The organism is Hymenobacter sp. IS2118, assembly GCF_000715495.1.
In the GTDB taxonomy this organism is placed as follows: Bacteria; Bacteroidota; Bacteroidia; order Cytophagales; family Hymenobacteraceae; genus Hymenobacter.
Genome location: NZ_JNLX01000084.1, coordinates 112,743 through 130,848 on the forward strand (window position 1 = coordinate 112,743; position 18,106 = coordinate 130,848).

Annotated in this window: 13 protein-coding genes and 1 pseudogene; 8 read left to right on the plus strand and 6 right to left on the minus strand. The window is 60.2% G+C overall.

Annotated features, from left to right (window positions below; genetic code table 11):
* Window positions 1-34: 34 nt before the first annotated feature.
* From truB to GM79_RS07440, 5 genes are all read right to left on the minus strand, one after another.
* Window positions 35-859: a tRNA pseudouridine(55) synthase TruB gene (gene truB, locus GM79_RS07420; protein ID WP_051718623.1), complete on the minus strand. Its 825-nt coding sequence runs from the start codon at window positions 857-859 to the stop codon at window positions 35-37.
* A complete protein-coding gene (locus tag GM79_RS07425; RefSeq protein WP_035561532.1) occupies window positions 856-1,665 on the minus strand; it encodes an undecaprenyl-diphosphate phosphatase in 810 nt (269 codons plus the stop codon). Before GM79_RS07425 ends, truB begins: the two co-directional genes overlap by 4 nt.
* A 10-nt stretch (window positions 1,666-1,675) precedes the next feature.
* Window positions 1,676-1,984 carry a DUF3098 domain-containing protein gene (locus tag GM79_RS07430; protein WP_072008563.1) on the minus strand — a complete coding sequence of 103 codons (309 nt, stop codon included), beginning with the start codon at window positions 1,982-1,984 and terminating at the stop codon, window positions 1,676-1,678.
* A gap of 128 nt (window positions 1,985-2,112) precedes the next feature.
* Window positions 2,113-3,012, minus strand: coding sequence for a cell division protein FtsX (locus GM79_RS07435; protein WP_035561535.1), 900 nt, complete (start codon window positions 3,010-3,012; stop codon window positions 2,113-2,115).
* Window positions 3,013-3,144: 132 nt separating this feature from the next.
* Window positions 3,145-7,743 carry a translocation/assembly module TamB domain-containing protein gene (locus tag GM79_RS07440; RefSeq protein ID WP_035561538.1) on the minus strand — a complete coding sequence of 1,533 codons (4,599 nt, stop codon included), beginning with the start codon at window positions 7,741-7,743 and terminating at the stop codon, window positions 3,145-3,147.
* A gap of 269 nt (window positions 7,744-8,012) precedes the next feature.
* Between GM79_RS07440 and tsaD the strand changes: the two genes are divergently transcribed.
* The 5 genes from tsaD to GM79_RS07465 all read left to right on the plus strand — a co-directional run bounded on the left by tsaD (window position 8,013) and on the right by GM79_RS07465 (window position 12,311).
* The gene (gene tsaD, locus GM79_RS07445) at window positions 8,013-9,026 is read left to right on the plus strand and encodes a tRNA (adenosine(37)-N6)-threonylcarbamoyltransferase complex transferase subunit TsaD (RefSeq protein WP_035561541.1); all 1,014 of its coding nucleotides are present in this window, start codon (window positions 8,013-8,015) and stop codon (window positions 9,024-9,026) included.
* Window positions 9,027-9,121: 95 nt separating this feature from the next.
* Window positions 9,122-9,580 carry an SsrA-binding protein SmpB gene (smpB, locus tag GM79_RS07450; RefSeq protein ID WP_035561544.1) on the plus strand — a complete coding sequence of 153 codons (459 nt, stop codon included), beginning with the start codon at window positions 9,122-9,124 and terminating at the stop codon, window positions 9,578-9,580.
* A 152-nt stretch (window positions 9,581-9,732) separates the two neighbouring features.
* Window positions 9,733-10,524 carry a C40 family peptidase gene (locus GM79_RS07455; protein ID WP_035561547.1) on the plus strand — a complete coding sequence of 264 codons (792 nt, stop codon included), beginning with the start codon at window positions 9,733-9,735 and terminating at the stop codon, window positions 10,522-10,524.
* Between the two features lie 164 nt (window positions 10,525-10,688).
* Window positions 10,689-11,183 carry an HNH endonuclease gene (locus GM79_RS07460; RefSeq protein ID WP_035561550.1) on the plus strand — a complete coding sequence of 165 codons (495 nt, stop codon included), beginning with the start codon at window positions 10,689-10,691 and terminating at the stop codon, window positions 11,181-11,183.
* Between the two features lie 60 nt (window positions 11,184-11,243).
* Window positions 11,244-12,311 (plus strand): fatty acid desaturase family protein, encoded by a 1,068-nt coding sequence (locus tag GM79_RS07465; protein ID WP_035561553.1) that lies wholly within the window; start codon window positions 11,244-11,246, stop codon window positions 12,309-12,311.
* Window positions 12,312-12,446: 135 nt separating this feature from the next.
* Here GM79_RS07465 and GM79_RS07470 read toward each other — a convergent pair whose 3' ends face one another.
* Window positions 12,447-13,283, minus strand: a complete 837-nt coding sequence (locus GM79_RS07470) for an alpha/beta fold hydrolase (protein WP_035561555.1) — start codon at window positions 13,281-13,283, stop codon at window positions 12,447-12,449.
* A gap of 218 nt (window positions 13,284-13,501) precedes the next feature.
* Between GM79_RS07470 and GM79_RS24725 the strand changes: the two genes are divergently transcribed.
* The 3 genes and pseudogenes from GM79_RS24725 to GM79_RS07485 form a co-directional block, all read left to right on the plus strand.
* Window positions 13,502-14,041 (plus strand): hypothetical protein, encoded by a 540-nt coding sequence (locus tag GM79_RS24725; protein ID WP_152559887.1) that lies wholly within the window; start codon window positions 13,502-13,504, stop codon window positions 14,039-14,041.
* A gap of 164 nt (window positions 14,042-14,205) precedes the next feature.
* A pseudogene (gene rpsA, locus GM79_RS07480) lies at window positions 14,206-15,999 on the plus strand (30S ribosomal protein S1); the annotation flags it as partial.
* Between the two features lie 666 nt (window positions 16,000-16,665).
* Window positions 16,666-18,106, plus strand: a 1,441-nt coding sequence (locus GM79_RS07485; protein ID WP_035561561.1) for an IS4 family transposase, incomplete at its 3' end; no start/stop codon positions are given.

Consider the following 18,106-nt stretch of genomic DNA (forward strand, 5'->3'; position numbering starts at 1 on the left):
AGTGGAAAGGGATGGAGGCCCGTGCAGAACCTGCTCACTCCTCGTTGGCTTTTTGTTCCTTATTCTCTTTGGCTGCCAGGGCATCTGCCTGTAGCGCGGCATAATATTGCAGGCCGACGCGGTTGGGAGTTGTGCCGGGGCGTTCGGTGCGCGGGCGGGCTTCGCCTTCGGGCCGGGGCGGGCGTAGCGCCTCAATGGCTTCAAGGGTAAACGAATCTTCGACCCGGTATTCGCCGATGCGAGTGCGTACCAGGCGGGTGAGGTGCGCCCCGCAACCCAAGGCCGTGCCCAAATCGCGCGCCAGGCTGCGGATGTAGGTGCCCTTGGAGCACACTACCCGGAAATCTATCTCCGGCAGCTCAATGCGCGTTAGCTCGAAGACTTTAATTTCGACCGTTTTGGGCTTGATTTCGGCTTCCTGGCCGTTGCGGGCAATTTCGTAGGCCCGCTTTCCATCAATCTTCACGGCCGAAAATAACGGTGGAATTTGCTGAATGGTACCGACGAAGGGGCCAGTGGCGGCTGTGATTTCCGCATCGGTGAGGTGAGCGTAGGGAAGGGCCATGTCCACGGCGGTTTCCAGGTCGAAGCTCGGCGTGGTTTCGCCCAGGCGGAACGTGCCCTGATACTCCTTTTCCTGGGCCTGAATGAGGTCGATTTCCTTGGTTTTCTTGCCCGTGCACAGGATAAGCAGGCCGGTGGCCAGGGGGTCGAGGGTGCCGGCGTGGCCGATTTTTTTGATGCGCAGGGAGTTCTTGACCTTACGCACCACGTCGAACGAAGTCCACGTCAGCGGTTTGTTGAGCAACAGGACTTCACCGGTCTCAAAATCAAAATCAGTTAAGGTTTTCGTGCTCATACCAATTGCAGGTTAATGCCCAGGGCCAACATTATCAACAAGATACCGCCCACGAGAATGCGGTAGATACCAAAAGCCTGAAAGCCATATTTGGTGACGAAGCCCACAAACAAACGAATGGCCAGCAGCGCCACCACAAACGCCACCGCATTGCCGAAAAGCAGGAGTTTGACTTCGCCCATCGAAAGTCCGACGGGGCTTTCCTTGTAGAAATCGTACATGTCTTTGGCCGCAGCACCCGCCATGGTGGGCATGGCCAGGAAAAACGCAAACTCGGCCGCTGCCCGGCGCGTGAGCTTCTGGGTGAGGCCACCGATGATGGTGGCTGCCGAACGGCTCACGCCCGGCACCACGGCCAGGCACTGAAATACACCGATAACAAATGCCTGCCGCCAGCTCGGATTCGTGACCGGGCGTCCGCCTTCGTTCGAATCCTCCTGCGGAAACCAGCGGTCGATGAATACCAGTACCACGCCACCAAATAGCAGCATGAAAGCCACCACCGCCACGGATTCGAGCAGCGCGTCGATGTGCTTTTTCAGCAGCAACCCCACCACTACCACGGGCAGGAAGGCGACCAGCAGCTTGAGGTAAAAATCGATATTCTGAAAAAACCGCTTCCAATACACTACCAGCACCGATAAAATGGCGCCGAGCTGAATGACCACCAGATAGAGCTTGGTGAACGGAGTAGCCGGAATGCCCAGCAGCGCGGAGGCAATAATCATGTGCCCCGTGCTCGAAACGGGCAAAAACTCGGTGATGCCCTCTACAATTGCGAGGAGCAGGGCTTGCCAATAGGTCATGCGGGCAGGTTTAGAGGCGCTTGTAGGCCGGTGCTATCGGCGCGGCGGGGGCCTGAGTGGCCGGCTCAGTGGCCACGCCAGGGATAATTGCCGGTGCGCCGGGGCTCAGGGTCTTGTCGCGAACCATAATGGCCGCGAATTCTATTCCGAAGCCGGCGATGAGCAGGAGCGGCCCCAGCGTGATGCCCACGAAGTCTTCGCCGTAGTTTTCCTTGTCGCCAAACATCATGGTGATGAAGCCAGCGGCTAGCACCGCGAGTCCCACCCACATCAGGCGGTAGTTGCGGGGGCCAAAAGCGAAACGGGGAGCAGGTTGCATAGGTCAGTTAACAGTTATCAATGAGGAGTTATCAATTATCAATGAGCAATTATCAATGAGCAGTTATTGGTGAGCGTTGCGAACACCAGGTCTATTACTCATTGATAATTGCTCATTGATAATTGAAATTAATACAGGTCGTCGAGCGACATTTTTAGGTATTTGTGCACGGCGCGGGCCGAGCTGAAAAAGCCGATTACGACGCCCAGCCCCACCACGCCCAGTAGGAGCAGGCCCAGGCGGAAGTCGTCGCGCAGCAGGCGCAGCGGCTCTACTTCGAGGTAGGCGTATTGCAGCAGCGCCACCAGCAGCAGCGCGGCCAGTACGCCGCTGGCCAGGCCCTGCCACGTAGCCCGCCGCAAAAACGGCTGCTGGATAAAGAACGGCGTGGCCCCCACAAGTTGCATGGAGCGGATAAGAAAACGCTGCGAAAACAACGCCAGCTTAATGGTATTATTAATCAGAATGACCACCACCAGCACCAGCACGGCCGCAAAGCCCAGCAGCACGAGGCTCACCCGCGTCAGGTTGTTGTTGATGCTGGCAAACAGGTCCTGCGGATACAGCACCTCGAATACACCGCGCTGGGCCGTTACGGTGCGCTCCAGCTGGCCCAGGTGCGTGGTGTCGGTGTATTCGGGCTTGATTTTGAGCACGTAGGCATCGCGCAAGGGGTTGTCGCCGAGGAATTGGCGGAAATCCTCGCCAGTGCTTTGTAGCAGCTGGCGGGCACCTTCTTCCTTGCTCACGAACCGGATTTGGGGCTTGCCCTCCCGCTCCGCGATGTAGGGCAGCTGGGCCAGGTCCTGCTGCAGGCGCAGCAGCTCCGTTTCGGGCAGGTCGCGGTCGAGGTACACCTGCACCTCCAGGTTTTCGCGCACCACTTCCGATAGTTTCTGGGCGTGCACCAGCAGCAAGCCAAACAAGCCAATCACCACTAAAGCCAGCGTAATGCTGAACACCACGAGCAAAGTAGGGTAGGAGCCGAGCTTTTTCTTGCGGGTGGAAGATGAAACGGGAACAGCCATATTTTGGCAAAGGTAACGGAACAGAAGAAGGGGAAGCGGCTATGGGGGTGGGAGGGAAGGAGTTTTTTGAACAGTAAAGGAAATAAATCCCGTAATCAGGGACAGATGCCATTCCAGACTTACCCTCTTACCCTACAAATTAGTGCGCGGGTCTTCGTCCACGGTCAGCACTTCGCGGCCTTCGCGGGCTTTTTGGGTGTTGCGCTCTTTGCGCTTGGGGTTTTTGCGGCTGAACAGCTCGCCGAACGTGTTGAATTGCTCCGAATAGAGCAGCGAGAGGCCGGCGCGGGGCTGGTTGACGGTTTCCAGGTCGCGCGGGGTGGTTTCGTAGCGTAGCTTGGTGCGGAACTTGCCGTCGGGGCGCAGGTAGTATTCCAGGCTCAAATCACCGAGCAGGGACGCCTGGCCCGCGGTGTTGCCGGTGCCGCCGGTACCGTTGCTGTTCACCAGATTGGAGTTGCTGGTGAAACCGCCTTCGCGGGTCACGCGCAGGCGACCGTTGAGCAGCGAGTAGCTCAGGCGCACCTGCAGGGCCTGGAGCTGCTCGGCGCTAAGGCCGTTGATGTTGAAGTCTATTTCCAGGTTCTGGTCGATTTGCGAGGTGAGCAAACCGAGCTGCGTGCTCAGTATCTGGCCCAGGCTATTCTGCACCGTATTGTCCTGGCCCCGCAGCGAAATGGTGTTGCCAAACGAGCCCAGCGGCGAAAGCTGCTTAAATACCAAGAGGCTGAACACCTGTCGATTCAGCTCCTGCTCGTCGTTGCGCAGCGAAGACGTGAAGGCGGCCAGGTCGCCCTGCAGCGTGCCCGGCGCGTCGTTGAATTCCAGGTTCAGCTTGATGGCCGGCAGCAGCAGCGGGCCGGTCAGGTTCATCACGGCCGTTACGGGCACCACGGCCGCGCTGCCTTTGCTGGCCGTGCCCAGTACCGGCGCCAGCGACGTGCGCTGGGTGTAAATGGCCGTCACGTTCATTTCGCCGGCCAGCGGGTCGCCGTTCCAGGAAATGATGCCGCCGGGGCGCACCACAAACTCCTTGTTGATAAGGCCCTGCAAGGTGAAATTGTAGGCCCCGCGCACAATCTCAACCTGGCCGAACATATTAAACTCGCCCCGCGTGTCGATGGCCATGCGTAGCTGCCCGGCCGCCGAGCCGCGAATCACGTCGCCGGTGCTTTCATCGAGCAGGATTTCGAGGTAGGCGTCGGGCGTAATGGTCAGGTTCATGTCGAGCCGCAGGCCCGAAAGGTCAATTTTTTCCTGCACCGCCACCGCTACGGGTCTTTTTAGCAGCACCGTGTCACCCACCGGGTTGTTGTTCACAAACTTGATATAGCCCGCTTTTTGGGCTCTGGCGGCGTTGTCGAGCGGCAGCGAAATGCGCGTGCCCGCCTCGCTGGTGGCCCGCACCACCACATCCAGGTCGTTGGTCGGGCCCGTTACGCGGGCCGTACCGGTGGCGTAGGCCGTGCCGAAATACAGCTCATTGTCCTTGCGGGTGGTATTGAGTACCTGCATCTTGCGAAAGCTGGCCGCAATGTCCAGGCTCATGTCCTGAAAGCCGCGGTGGCGCACCACGCCGTCCACGGTGCCGGTGTTGCCCAGCACGTCCCGCAGGCGAATCCGGCGAAACTCAATCGACGTGTTGGTGAAGGAAATACGGTCCGAAAAAGTATAAGTCGTGCCCAGGTAGCCGAAAGTGAGCCGGCCGTTGCTCACGTCGACCTGGCCCAGCAGGTTGGGCGCGTCGAACCGGCCCGTGAGCCGGAGCTGGCCGCGCCCGGTGCCGCCCAAATTGCGAAACAAGGTGCCCAAAAATGGCTGGGCCAGCACCACCGGGGCATCGTTGAGGGTGCCGGTGAGGTCAAACTGGTTGGTGGCATCCTGGGGGGCCAGGTTGCCCAGCACGGTCAGCACCGACTGGCCGTCGCGGGCCACGTCCAGGTTCAGGCGCAGCTTGCTGGTGGTGTTGTCCCAGTCGCCGCGGCCCGCTACCTGGCCAATCAGCGTGCCCTGGTACGTGAGCGAATCCACGCCCAGCGTGGTGTTGATGGTAAGCGGCCCGTACACGCCGCTCATGGTGCCCTGGGCATTCACGCGGCCACTCAGTTGCTGGCCGGTCAGGCTGTTGAGGGTAGCCAGCTCAAAGTCCTTCACCTGCAGTTTCAGGGGCGGCTTGCTGGCATCGGCCGAGATGAAGCCCTGCGCGCCCACAAACTGCACCCCGTTGCTAAAGGTGAGGTTGCTGATGTCAAACTCACGCCCGTAGTCCGAGATGCGCACCGAGTTGTCGGCCGCAATGGTCCAGTCCTGGTCGAGCAGGCGCACGTCCGACTGCCGAAAAACCACCTCCACCGCCCGCGGCAAAAACGCCAATGAGCCGTTGATGGTGGCTTTGTTGGTAGTGCCCGTCTGAGCCAGGGAGGTTGAGAAGTTGATGCGTTCCTGGTCCCACACGCCTTCCACGATAAAATTCTCGGTACGGCCCAAGGTGGGCAGCACCTGCTGGGCGCTGATGATGCTGGCCTGTGCCAGTACCTCCGGCTTGTAGGGCAGCTTCGAAGTCAGGAAGTCAAAATCGGTGTTCACGGTGCTCACCGGGCCGTAGCGGAGGCTGTCGAGGTGGCCGCCGAGCTGAAAAATGGACGTTTCCCCGTTGCGGAAAGAGCCGTCGATGCGGCTGCCATTGGCCACCCGCAGCTCGGGTACGAACAGCGCCAAAACCGGGTTGGCCCGTTTCAGATTCAGCAACAAATCAAGCTGATACACCGGCAGTACCCGCTGACGCTTGCGCCGGTAGTAGGCCTCGGTGGCGGCATCGTTGCTTTCAAAGTTGAGCCGGTATTCGGTGACGAGTGTTTGCACGTCGCGCACCACGTCGGAGGTGTTGAAGGTGCCGGCCACGCTGGCATCGGCCGCTTCCGAGCGCACGGTTACGCGGCGCTCGTTGCGGCCGTTGCGGGTGCTCACCACGTCCAGGGTGTCGAGCTTGAGCTTGCGGCCGTCGAGCGTGAACGTGGAATTGCGCAGATAGGCGTAGCCGATAAGCGAATCAAGCTGCACCCCGCGAAATTTGGCGGCGGCCGTGGTGGCCACGGTGAAATTCTGGCTGGTGAGGCCCAGCGTGCGCAGGTTGGCGTAGTCTATTTTGGCCTTGATGTCCACGTCCTGGTGGGCGCGGTCGAAGTCGATGCGGCCGTTGGCGACCAGCCGCACCGCCGGGTCGTTCACGCTCACCTTGCCCTTAAACTCCTGCCGCTGGTAGTCGCCGTCGAGGGTAATGTTGCGGTAGCGGTAGCCATTGAGCCAAATGCTGGCCACGGTGGCTTTGGCCCGGCCCCGCGCCAGGGGCGGCAAAAAGCCCACGCCCGTTACCTCGCCGTTCAGCGTCACGTCCCGAATCACGCTCTCATCACCCAAAAACTTGCCCAGCTGAAACGCCTTGGTGCGCACCGTGCCCTGGTAGGCAGCGCGGGTGAGGTCGGTTTTGGTCTTGAGGTTCACGTCCGTCACCACCGTTCCCAGGGCGGTATCGAAGGAGGCATTGGCCACAAAGTCGTTGTAGAAGCCCAGTACCTGGCCCTCCAGCTTCACCCGGCCCAGGCGCTGAACAATCTTGTTGGCCGACGCGGGCAGCCACTTTTTCAGGTCGCTGGTCAGCACCACCGAGGGCAGCAGGCGCAGGTCGATAAAGCTTTCGCGGTAGTTGGGCAGGTTGTCGGCGTGGGCGCGTTTGGCCACAATGTGCGTGCCTCGTCCGTAGCGCACGTCCAGGTTGTTTACTTTGAAATCGCGCACGTAGCCCGAGGCATCGCCCGAAAGCACCACCGACTCGTGCAAGGTGGCCAGCTGCGGGGCAAATTTGGCAATGTCGTCGGTGAAAATCCGGGAGCCGCGCAGGCGCGTGATGGTCTTCATCGAGTCGTTGTAGTCCGTGAAGTTGCTGAACACGCGGAACTCAAAGCGCAGATAGTCCTTGATTTGGCTGCGGCCCACGCGCAAGCTCAGGTCCTCAAACTCCCAGAAATGCGGTCCGTACGTCATGTCGGCCGTGATTTCGCGCAGCTGCGTTTGCGAAGGCGTTTCCACCGCGTGCAGGTTCTGGATGCGCAGGGCCAGCGTATCGCCCAGCCGGATGTTGGATACGTCGGCGTAGATGCTGTCCACGACCATGTGGGCGTAGTCGATGCTTTGGCCGTAGGTTTTGGCGCGGGGCTGGTCGGCTTTCTCGATGGCGAAATGCCCGTTGCGGAGAGCCACGGCGGCAATCCTGAAGTCGAACGGGGCCGATTTGGTCGTGTCCGAGGGGCCCATCAGCCGCTTCACCGCCGCCGTGAACTGGTTAAACGTGGTGGTATCGGGCTGGCCGGGCAGGTTTTTCAGCACGAACCTTGGCTCGTTCAGCGTAAGCTTGGCAATGTGCAGGTGCCGCAGGTCGAATACCGAGAAGAGCGAAATGTCCGCGTCGGCCCGCCCAATGCTGAACAGCTCGCCGCCGCGGCGGTCCAGCACGCGCACGCCTTCCAGTAGCACGCTGGAAAAGGGCCGCACGTCCACCCGGCCAATAATGACGGTCTGGCCCAGCTTCTGCGTCAGGACATCGGCCGCCTTGTGCGCCAACTTGGTTTGCACGCTGGGTATGCGCAGTGCCACCAGTGCCCCCACCACTGCCAGCACCACCACCAGCCCCAGGCCCAGCAGCACTTTTAGCAGGAAGGAGAAGAAACGACGCACCGGGGCAGGGAGAAATTAGGCGGAAAACGCAAGGTAATCCGCAAAGTTGCGGTTTTTTAGCCGTTTGCGGCAAGCGCATTGGCGCTCACCCAACTATCAGGCCAGAGCAAGGGCTGCCGCGGGTAGCAGTGTTCGGGCCCACGGGCCACGCTTAGGGACTGGTCGCAACATTCGACCAGCACTGCGGCTCCAGGTTTACCTTTGCCCCAGCAAAAAAAAAACAGTTCGCCGCCAAGCGTTCCGGCGTTCTTTTAAAAGTAGCAATTCCAATGCCCGCTCACCCGATTATCCTGGCCATCGAATCTTCGTGCGACGACACCGGCGCGGCCGTGCTGGCCGGCGGCGAGCTGCTGAGCAACGTGGTGACCACCCAAAAAGTACACGAGCAGTACGGCGGCGTGGTGCCCGAGCTGGCCTCCCGCGCCCACCAGCAGCATTTGCTGCCCGTCGTCACGGCCGCGCTCCGGGAAGCCGGCCTCACCACCGCCGACCTCGACGCCGTGGCCGTGACCCAGGGACCCGGCTTGCTCGGCTCCTTATTAGTAGGCGGCATGTTTGCCAAAACCCTGGCCCTGGCCCTGGGCAAGCCGCTACTGGCCGTGAACCACATGCGCGCCCACATTCTGGCGCACTTTCTGCGCGACCCCAAGCCCGGCTTTCCGTTTCTGTGCCTCACCGTGAGCGGCGGGCACACCCAGCTGGTGGTGGTGAAATCGGCGCTGGAAATGGAAATTCTGGGCCAGACCATTGACGACGCGGCCGGCGAGGCTTTCGACAAAACGGCCAAGCTGCTCGGGCTGCCGTACCCCGGCGGCCCGCACCTCGACAAGCTGGCCCGCACCGGCAACCCCACCCGGTTTGCTTTTCCGGTGGGGGCCATGCCGGGCTACGATTTCTCTTTCAGCGGGCTCAAAACGGCGGTGCTTTATTTCCTGAAAAAAGAAATCGCCGCGAATCCCGACTTCGTGGCCGAAAACCTGGCCGACCTCTGCGCCGGTATTCAGCACACCATTGTGGCCACGCTGCTGCGCCAGCTGCGCCGCGCCGCCGCCGACACCGGCCTGACGCAAGTGGCTCTGGCTGGTGGCGTGGCCGCCAATTCCGGCCTGCGCACCGCCCTGCAAGCCGAAGCCGAAGTCCAGGGCTGGGAGGTGTTCATTCCGGACTTCGCCTTTTGTACCGACAATGCCGCGATGGTGGCCATGACTGCGCATTTCCAGTACGAGGCCGGCGATTTTGCCACCCAGCTCACCAGCCCCGACCCGCGCCTGAAACTCACGTAGGCAGAGTGGCATAAGCTTCAGCTTGTGCGTACTACTATTTAAACCGACAAGACGCACAAGCTAAAGCTTATGCCACGCCGTACTTTTACCGCACTATGGCCAAAGAAGCAAAACCTGTCATCATCAACATCAAAAACCGCCGTGCCAGCCACGAATACACTTTTCTGGCCAAGTACGACGCGGGCGTGATGCTGCAGGGTACCGAAATAAAAAGCATCCGCGAAGGCAACGTGAACCTGACCGACGGCTACTGCCTCTTTCACACCGACGGCAGCCTCTGGATTCACTCCATCCGTATCGCGCCTTATTCCTTAGGAACTTACAACAACCACGACGCCATGCGCGAGCGCAAGCTCCTGCTCAATAAGCGCGAGCTGAAGCAGCTGGCCGGCAAAGCCGTGGACCAGGGCCTCACCATCATCCCGCTGCGCCTGTTCGTGACGGACCGCGGCTTTGCCAAAATCGAAATTGCCCTCGCCCAGGGCAAAAAACTGTTCGACAAGCGCAACGACCTCAAAGAGAAAGCTCAGAAACGCGACATGGAGCGGATGTAGAATAGGGTAGGAGGGTATGGGGGTGGGAAGGTGTGAGGGTAGGGGTTTGATGAATGCATCACTCTTGTTTCTTTGCATACTGCCTCTGCCCACCGTCCTCCAACTCCTGCCCTCCCACCCCCATACCCACCTACCCTAATTCCCCCACTACTTTGAATCCCGGTATTTGCGCGCTCAGCGCTGTCCCCGTCCGCGCCGAGCCCAACGACCGGGCCGAGCTGGTGACTCAGTTGCTGTTTGGTGAGTGCTATCAAATTCTGGTGACCCACGAGAGCTGGCTCCAGGTGCAGCTGGCTGCCGACGGCTATATGGGCTGGATTGATGTGAAGCAGCACACGCCCGTTTCGCCCGACTACTACGCCGCCTGGTGCGCCCAGGACCACCCCCGCGCCCTCGACGTGGTGCAGGCCGTGAGCGACGCCACCACCAAAATCCCCCTCACGCTGGGTTGTCGCCTGCCGTTTTTTGATGGCATGAACGTGCGCATGGGTGCCCGCAGCTACTTTTATAACGGCACGGCCACCAACCCCGCCGCCGCGCCCGATGCGGCCCGCCAAGCGGCCCTGCTGCGCAAAACGGCTCTCATGTACCTGAAAGCGCCCTACGTGTGGGGCGGCAAAAGCATCTTCGGCCTCGACTGCTCCGGTCTCTGCCAGCAGCTCTACGGGCTGGTGGGCATTCAGCTCCCGCGCGATGCCCGCCAGCAGATTGACCACGGCCGTCCCGTACATTTCGTGGCTCAGGCCCAGCCCGGCGACCTCGCCTTCTTCGATAATGCTGAAGGCCGCATCGTACACGTGGGCATGGTGATGGGGGAGGGCCAGATTCTGCACGCCCACGGCGAAGTACGGCTGGACCCACTCGACCACAACGGCATCTACAACCGCGAGCGGCAGCGGTATTCGCACAAGCTGCGCCTGCTCAAGCGCCTGCTGCCTGACTAAGTTACTAGCTGTCAGTTATTAGATATTGGTTTTTGCTCGGTGTAAAAAGCTAACAGCTAACAGCTGAGAGCTGACAGCTAGAATAACGAACTTAACCCCCATCCGCTTGTTTATGCGCTGGGAAACCGCTAGCTTTCGGCGGGTTATCCGAGCCCCAAGCGTGTATGGACCAAAAAGTATTAGTGCTGAATGGCGACTATACCGCCATCACCCTGTGTAGCGTGCAAAAGGCGTTTGTGCTCCTTTTTCTTGATAAAGCGGAAATGGTGGCCAAGTCGGAGCACGGCGTGTTGCGCACCATTTCCCACGCCTACCCCAAACCGAGCATCATCCGGTTGCAGCGCTACGTGCGCGTGCCCTACAAAGGCATTGCCCTGAGCCGCCACAATATTTTCAAGCGCGACCATTTCGAGTGCCAGTACTGTGGCTCGACCAAAAACCTGACCCTCGACCACGTCGTGCCGCGCTCCCGCGGCGGCGAGTCGAGCTGGACTAACCTGCTCACGGCCTGCGCGCGCTGCAACCACGCCAAGGGCCACCACACGCCCAACGAGGCCGGCCTCACCATCCGGCAGGTGCCGAAAAAACCCACCTTGGCGGGTTTTCTGAAACTCTCGGCGGGCACCATCGACCAGAACTGGCACGCGTATTTAAACTAAGTCGGGCCGTGAGGGGTTGGAGCGGGGTACCTTTGTGCCCCGCCTTCAAAAAAACCATTCATGGCCTTACCAAAATTCGCAGCAACTCGCTCCTTTCACACCGAGCTAAAGACTCGCATCAACCAATACTTTGAGGAGTCGGGCCGACGCATGACGGGTGATACCAGTCTGATTGTCAAAGCGGTACTGCTGGTTGGTGCCCTGGTTGGCCTGTACGTGCACTTGGTGTTCTTCACCCCACCCACGGCGTTGGCTCTGCTCGAATGCGCGCTGGCCGGCTGCGTTATCGCCGCCATTGGCTTCAATGTGATGCACGACGGTGCCCACGGCAGTTTTTCGCGTTATTCCTGGGTCAACAAGCTGGCTGCCTACACGTTGGGCGTGCTCGGTGGCAGCCCTTATATGTGGAACTCCAAGCACAACCTCATCCACCACACCTACACCAACATCGACGGCCACGACGACGACATCGACATCCGTCCCTGGATGCGCATGACGCCCGAGCAGCCCAAGCACGCCCTGCACCGCTACCAGCACTTCTATTTCTGGGTATTGTATTGCCTGCTCTACCTGTCTTGGGTGTTTGCGATGGACTACCAGAAGTACTTCACCCGTCAAATCGGCGCCATCGGCCTCAAGCCCATGAACACCGGCGAACACGTGAGCTTTTGGGGTTTCAAGGCCCTGAACCTGGTGTTGTACATCGCCCTGCCCATCTACATGGTTGGTTTTCTGCCGTGGCTCGCGGGCTTCCTGCTGAGCACGTCCATTGCCGGCTTGGTGCTGAGCATGGTGTTCCAACTGGCCCACACCGTAGAGGATGCCGCTTTCCCCATCCCTCACGAAACAACCGGTAAGATGGAAGACGAGTGGGCCATCCACCAGGTGCGCACCACTGCCAACTTTGCTACCGACAACAAGGTGATTAGCTGGTTGGTAGGAGGCCTCAACTTCCAAATTGAGCACCACCTGTTTCCCAAGATTTCGCACGTACACTACCCCGCCATCAGCAAAATTGTGCAGCAGGTCTGCGATGAGTTCGATGTGAAGTACAACAACTACGCTCGCACCCGCTCGGCCATTGCCTCGCACGTAGGCTTCCTGCGCCAGATGGGCCGCGCCGCGTAAGGAGTAAAATATCACAACAAAAAACCCCGGCGCGCCTGCGTCGGGGTTTTTTTGTAGGAACGCGCCTTGGCGCGTTCGGCGGCAGCACGGTTCGCCCGCACCATTTAAGGATTGAACGTGCGTGCCCACATCGATTTACCGGCCGGCAAAGGCCAGTAGGTCCGTGGTCAATTGGTCTTTATCAGTGAAGAACAAGCCGTGGGGCGCGCCCTTGTACACCTTCAGCTCGGCTCCGGAAACCATCTTGGCCGTACGCTCGCCGCTGGCCTCGAACGGTACAGTCGCGTCGGCATCGCCGTGAATCACCAGCGTGGGCACCTTAATGCCCTGCAAATCGGCCCGGAAATCGGTAGCGCTGAAAGCCTTCACACAGTCGCTGGTAGCATTGGGTGCCGCCAATGACGTTACGGTGAAGTTCCAGTCAAGCACGGCTGAGCTCACTGGGTGGCTTATCATGCCCACGCCGTAGAAACTCTTGGCGAAGGTTTGCAGGAAGTCGAACCGGTCCTTCTTCAGGCCGTCCTGCATGCCGTCGAACACCGACTGGGGGACGCCCTCGGGGTTGTTGTCCGTTTTCAGCATAAACGGCGTCACGGCGCTTACAAAGGCCACGCGGGCAATGCGGGCGTCGCCGTAGGTACCCAGGTAGCGGGCTATTTCGCCGCCGCCCATCGAGAAGCCCACCAGCGTCACATTATTCAGGTCCAACTCTTCGAGCAGGGCGTTGAGGTCAGCAGCCATAGTGTCGTAATCGTAGCCCGTCCAGGGGCGCGAGGAGCGGCCGAAACCGCGCCGGTCGTAAGCAATGACGCGCAAGCCGCCCTTGGCCAGCCCAATGGCCTGGTGCTCCCACATGGTGTGGTCCAGCGGCCAGCCGTGAATGAGTACCACCGGGTTGCCCTGGCCCCAGTCTTCGTAGAAAATTTGGACCGGATGCCCGGCCGTGTCGTTGCCTGCTTTGATGTAAGCCATGAGAAAGAAGAGTTATTGGTGAATTATACTTACTCCTTACGGGCGTTGCGCTGTGGGAGGTTTGGCGGCGTAGCGTAAAGAGTATGGGTTGGGCAATAAGCGAGTAGGTTGCGACGATTCTGCCACGACACTCACCCTTTCATGAGAAGCCTTCTATGAAAATGAACTTGCTCAGAGCTTGTTGCTTTTGCTGCATAGTCGCAGGATGCTCCCAATCTTTGCCGGCACTTGCTCCTGTTACCGCATTAGAAGGAAATGTGAGCTTATTAATTCCAACTAGATGGGTAAATCATCAAAAAATGCAGGGCTGGGCTTCAGATTGCAATGGATGCTCTTACAGCGAGCCAGGCGACTATTTTGGAGAAGACCCATTTCCAAGAACTCCACCTATACCTCCTGATAAAGGCTTTTGTACCGTTAGGTCGAAAATCACACCTGAAAGTTTTCAACGCACTATTCCTTTCAAGCCTGATGCCAAAGAAGAATCTCGGGTTTTGAAGCAGAAAGACCCTTCTGCCAGTGAAGAAAGGATAGTCGTCTCGCTCGAAAACAAAACGTTAGAAGTCAGTTACAGGAGCAGACCGGATGAGAAAAGCCCCGCGTATTACTACAAATCAGTTACTTATTTCGGGCCTAACCGAAGAGTGCAGGTTTCCTTCAAAGGCAAAGACAACCCAGAATTCAGAGAAACTGTGGCTGCCATGCGCAACAGCATCCGAATCAAGTCAGCCTTTCTAAATGAGGAGATTGACAAGTAAATAACCTGCAATCCGCATTCGGAAACCCGCCCCAAATCCCGTACCTTTGCGGCCCTGCCAGGGTGGCGGGCTTTGCTGCACAACGGCAAGGTGTTCAATAAGAACCGCGTAAGGGCCCGGGCATCGGCCGCTACGTTTATCCAAGCGGTGCCCAACAGCTATTTATGGCAGATTTGATTGACGATTTCGACTGGGATAATGTCGGAGCAACCGGTTTCGGTGGCAACTACTCCAAGGAGCAGCGCGCCGAAATGGAGGAGATGTACGGCAACACGCTGACCACCGTACAGGAAGAAGAAGTAGTGACGGGCACCGTGGTAGGCATCACCGACCGCGACGTAATCCTGAACATCGGCTTCAAATCCGATGGTCTGGTTTCTATCACTGAATTCCGCGACCTGCCCGATTTGAAAATCGGCGACACGGTGGAGGTATTCATCGAAGACCAGGAAGATGCCAACGGCCAGCTCATCCTGAGCCGCAAGAAAGCTAAAATCAAGCAGGCCTGGAAGTCGATTTACGACGCTCTGGAGCTGGATACCATCCTCGAAGGCGTAGTGAAGCGTCGCACCAAAGGCGGCCTCATCATGGAGCTCGACGGCGTGGAAGCCTTCCTACCCGGCTCGCAAATCGATGTGAAGCCCATCCGCGACTTCGACATTTATGTTGGCCGTCGCATGGAAGTGAAAGTGGTGAAAATCAACTCCGCTTTCGACAACGTGGTGGTTTCGCACAAAGTACTCATCGAGAAAGACCTCGAGAAGCAGCGTGAGGCCATCCTGAACAACCTTGAGAAAGGCCAGATTCTGGAAGGCAACATCAAGAACATGACCAACTTCGGCGTGTTCATCGACCTCGGCGGTGTCGACGGTCTGCTGCACATCACGGACATCTCGTGGGGCCGCATCGCTCACCCGAGCGAAGTACTCCAGTTGGACCAGAAACTGAACATCGTAGTATTGGACTTCGACGAAGCCAAGAAGCGTATCAGCCTCGGCCTGAAGCAGCTGACTCCCCACCCGTGGGATTCGCTGCCCGCCGACCTGCAGCCTGGTTCCAAAGTATCGGGCCGCATCGTGAACGTGGCCGACTACGGCGCTTTCATGGAAGTGGTACCCGGTGTGGAAGGCCTCATCCACGTTTCGGAAATGAGCTGGAGCCAGCACCTGCGCAACCCGCAGGACTTCATCAAGCAGGGCGACACGGTAGAAGCGCAGATTCTGACGCTCGACCGCGAAGACCGCAAGATGAGCCTCGGCATCAAGCAATTGACCGAAGACCCCTGGACGCGTGGCGACTTTGGCGACAAGTACGCCGTGGGCTCCAAGCACAGCGGCCTCGTGCGCAACCTGACCAACTTCGGCCTGTTCGTTGAGCTGGAAGAAGGTGTGGACGGCCTCGTGCACGTTTCGGACCTGTCGTGGACCAAGAAAATCAAGCACCCATCGGAAATGGTGAAGGTGGGCGATAAGCTGGACGTAGTGGTATTGGAGTTGGACCTGGGCGCCCGTCGCCTGGCCCTGGGCCACAAGCAGCTGGAAGAAAACCCCTGGGATACCTTCCAGTCGGTGTTTACCCCCGGCTCGGTACACCGTGCTACCATCACCGAGAAGTCGGAGCGTGGCGCAGTACTCGAATTGCCTTACGGCATCGAGGGCTTCGCTTACCCCAAGTCGTTGGTGAAAGAGGACGGCAGCAACGCCGAGAACGGCGAAGCACTGGACTTCCGCGTAACGGAATTCTCGAAGGACGACCGTCGCATTGTACTCTCGCACACGGCCATCTTCAACAAAGAAGCCGCTGCTGAGGACGACAGCCGCAACGCCAAGTTCAAGAAGAAGACCAACACCAAGAGCGGTGAAACGCAGGGTGAAGGCAAAATCAGCGACCTGAAGAAGACCGAAGAAAAGTCGACTTTGGGTGACCTCGACGCGCTGAGTGCCCTGCGCGACCAGATGATGGGCAACGAGCGCAAGGCTGGTGAGCAGAAGCTGAAAGCTGCTGCCGCTACCAAGCCCGCCGACGTTCCAGCCGCCGGCCCCGACAACGCCCAGGCCCTGGCCGACGGTGCTGCCACGCCTAAGGCTGCCGCCAAGGCTGCTGCTACCATTGAAGGCACCGCTCCCGCTGCCGAGGCTACTGAGGCTCCTGCCCCTGCTGCCAAGGCTACCAAGGAGAAAGCTGCTAAGGCTGAAGCTCCCGCCGCTGAAGAGGCTCCGGTCGCTGCAGAAGGTGGCTTGCTGGCCGGCATCGCCGGTGCTGCTTCGGCCGCGCTCGACAAAGTGAAAGAGGTAGCCGCCGACGCTGCCGAAGCCGTTTCGCACAACGAAACCTTCGACAAAGTGAAGCACGCCGCCTCCGACGCTGTGGACGCCGTGACCCACTCGGAAGCTTTCACCAAAGCTTCGGAAGTAGCCGGTGACCTGGTTGAGAAAGCCAAAGGCCTGGTTGCCGGCGACGACGCCGACAAAAAGGACGAGGAAACCAAAGCCTAGTGCCTGGTTGTGAATAGAGAAAAGCCCCGGCCGCAACGCCTTGTCCTTACCCACATCTTTGAAAAGCGCCGGCCAACAGGTCGGCGCTTTTTTGTGGGTTCTTGCGGGGCCGGCTTAGTAGCTTGCGAGATGAGTATTTCGACGCATTTCTGCGACCCGCAGCTGTGGGCGCAGACGCATTTTGGGGGCACGGTGTTGGGCGATGCCCGCCGCAGCCGACGGGTGGTGCAGTTGGCCGCCGGTTGGGCCCGGCAGCCGGGGGCCACCATTCCGCAGTTGGGGACCGGCCAGGCGGGGGCCAGTAAAGCGGCGTATCGCTTGCTGGGCGGTGCAAGGGCCACGCCCGAGGCGCTGCAGGGGGCGCATCAGGCCGTGGTTCGCCAAGCGCTACAGGAGCCGGGCACCTACCTGCTGGTCGAAGACACGAGCGAACTGAGCTGGCCCGAAGCCGACGAGCGCCGGCCCGGCCTGGGGCCGGTCGGGCCGGGCAAGGCCACGAGCCAGGGCGTACTGCTGCACTCGTTGGTGGCCGCCGGCTGGCCGGTGCAGGACCCCGACCCGGCCGCCAAACGGCCCGCCCTGCCGCTGCTGGGCCTGTTGGACCAGCAGTTTCACGTCCGTCAACCGGTGCCGGAGGCCGAAAAAGACCATCTCCACGGCGGCTCGCGCCTGCGCCAGGGCCGGGTCCGCGAATCGGCGCTCTGGTCCCGGAGCTTGCGCAACGTGGGCAGCCCGCCACCGGACGCGCGCTGGGTGGTGGTGGCCGACCGCGGGGCCGACATCTACGAGCACCTGCAGCAGTGCCGGGCCCAGGGCCTGGGCTTCGTGGTGCGCGCCGCCCAGGACCGGGCCCTGGTGGCCGGCGCCGACAAAGCGCCCGCCGGGCGGCTCTTCGCCGTGGCGCGGGCCCAGCCCTCGGCGGGCCAGTTGACCCTGGCCTTGCGTGGCCGGCCGGGCCAGCCGGCCCGCGAAGTGCTGCTCCAGGTCAGTTTCAGCCCCCCGCTGGCCCTGCGTGCGCCCCAGCGACCGGGCGCGGCGACGGGCAAAGGGGACCCGGTTCCCTGCGCCCTGGTACGGGTCTGGGAAGCCGCCCAAGTCGGGGACACAGGCCCGGCCACGCCCGCCCTGGAATGGCTGCTGCTCTGCGACCAACCCATCACGGATTTTGCCCAGGCCCACGCCTGCGCCCGGCAGTACGTGAGCCGCTGGCTCATCGAGGACTTTCACAAAGCCCTGAAAACGGGCCTGGGGGCCGAAAAGCTCCAGCTCCAAACCGCTGACCGTCTTTTTGCCGCCGTCGCCCTGCTCAGCGTGGTCGCATTGGCGCTAGTGGATATGCGCGAAAAAAGTCGCCTCCAACCCGACTTGCCGGCGACGGCAGCGGGGCTGGAAGCGACTTTTTTACAGGTCCTCACGCTGCGCAGTTCACGACCCGTGCAGACTGTGCGCGACGTGTATTATGCCTTGGCTGGCCTGGGCGGCCACCTGGGCCGCAAAGGCGACGGACCACCTGGCTGGCAAACCCTCTGGCGCGGCCTGATGAGCCTGCGCTTACTCGTCGAAGGCGTCC

Coding starts and splice junctions, on each gene's coding strand:
- truB (WP_051718623.1), bottom strand. CDS start 859: ATGAGCACGAAAACCTTAACTGATTTTGATTTTGAGACCGGTGAAGTC.
- GM79_RS07425 (WP_035561532.1), bottom strand. CDS start 1,665: ATGACCTATTGGCAAGCCCTGCTCCTCGCAATTGTAGAGGGCATCACC.
- GM79_RS07430 (WP_072008563.1), bottom strand. CDS start 1,984: ATGCAACCTGCTCCCCGTTTCGCTTTTGGCCCCCGCAACTACCGCCTG.
- GM79_RS07435 (WP_035561535.1), bottom strand. CDS start 3,012: ATGGCTGTTCCCGTTTCATCTTCCACCCGCAAGAAAAAGCTCGGCTCC.
- tsaD (WP_035561541.1), top strand. CDS start 8,013: ATGCCCGCTCACCCGATTATCCTGGCCATCGAATCTTCGTGCGACGAC.
- smpB (WP_035561544.1), top strand. CDS start 9,122: ATGGCCAAAGAAGCAAAACCTGTCATCATCAACATCAAAAACCGCCGT.
- GM79_RS07460 (WP_035561550.1), top strand. CDS start 10,689: ATGGACCAAAAAGTATTAGTGCTGAATGGCGACTATACCGCCATCACC.
- GM79_RS07465 (WP_035561553.1), top strand. CDS start 11,244: ATGGCCTTACCAAAATTCGCAGCAACTCGCTCCTTTCACACCGAGCTA.
- GM79_RS07470 (WP_035561555.1), bottom strand. CDS start 13,283: ATGGCTTACATCAAAGCAGGCAACGACACGGCCGGGCATCCGGTCCAA.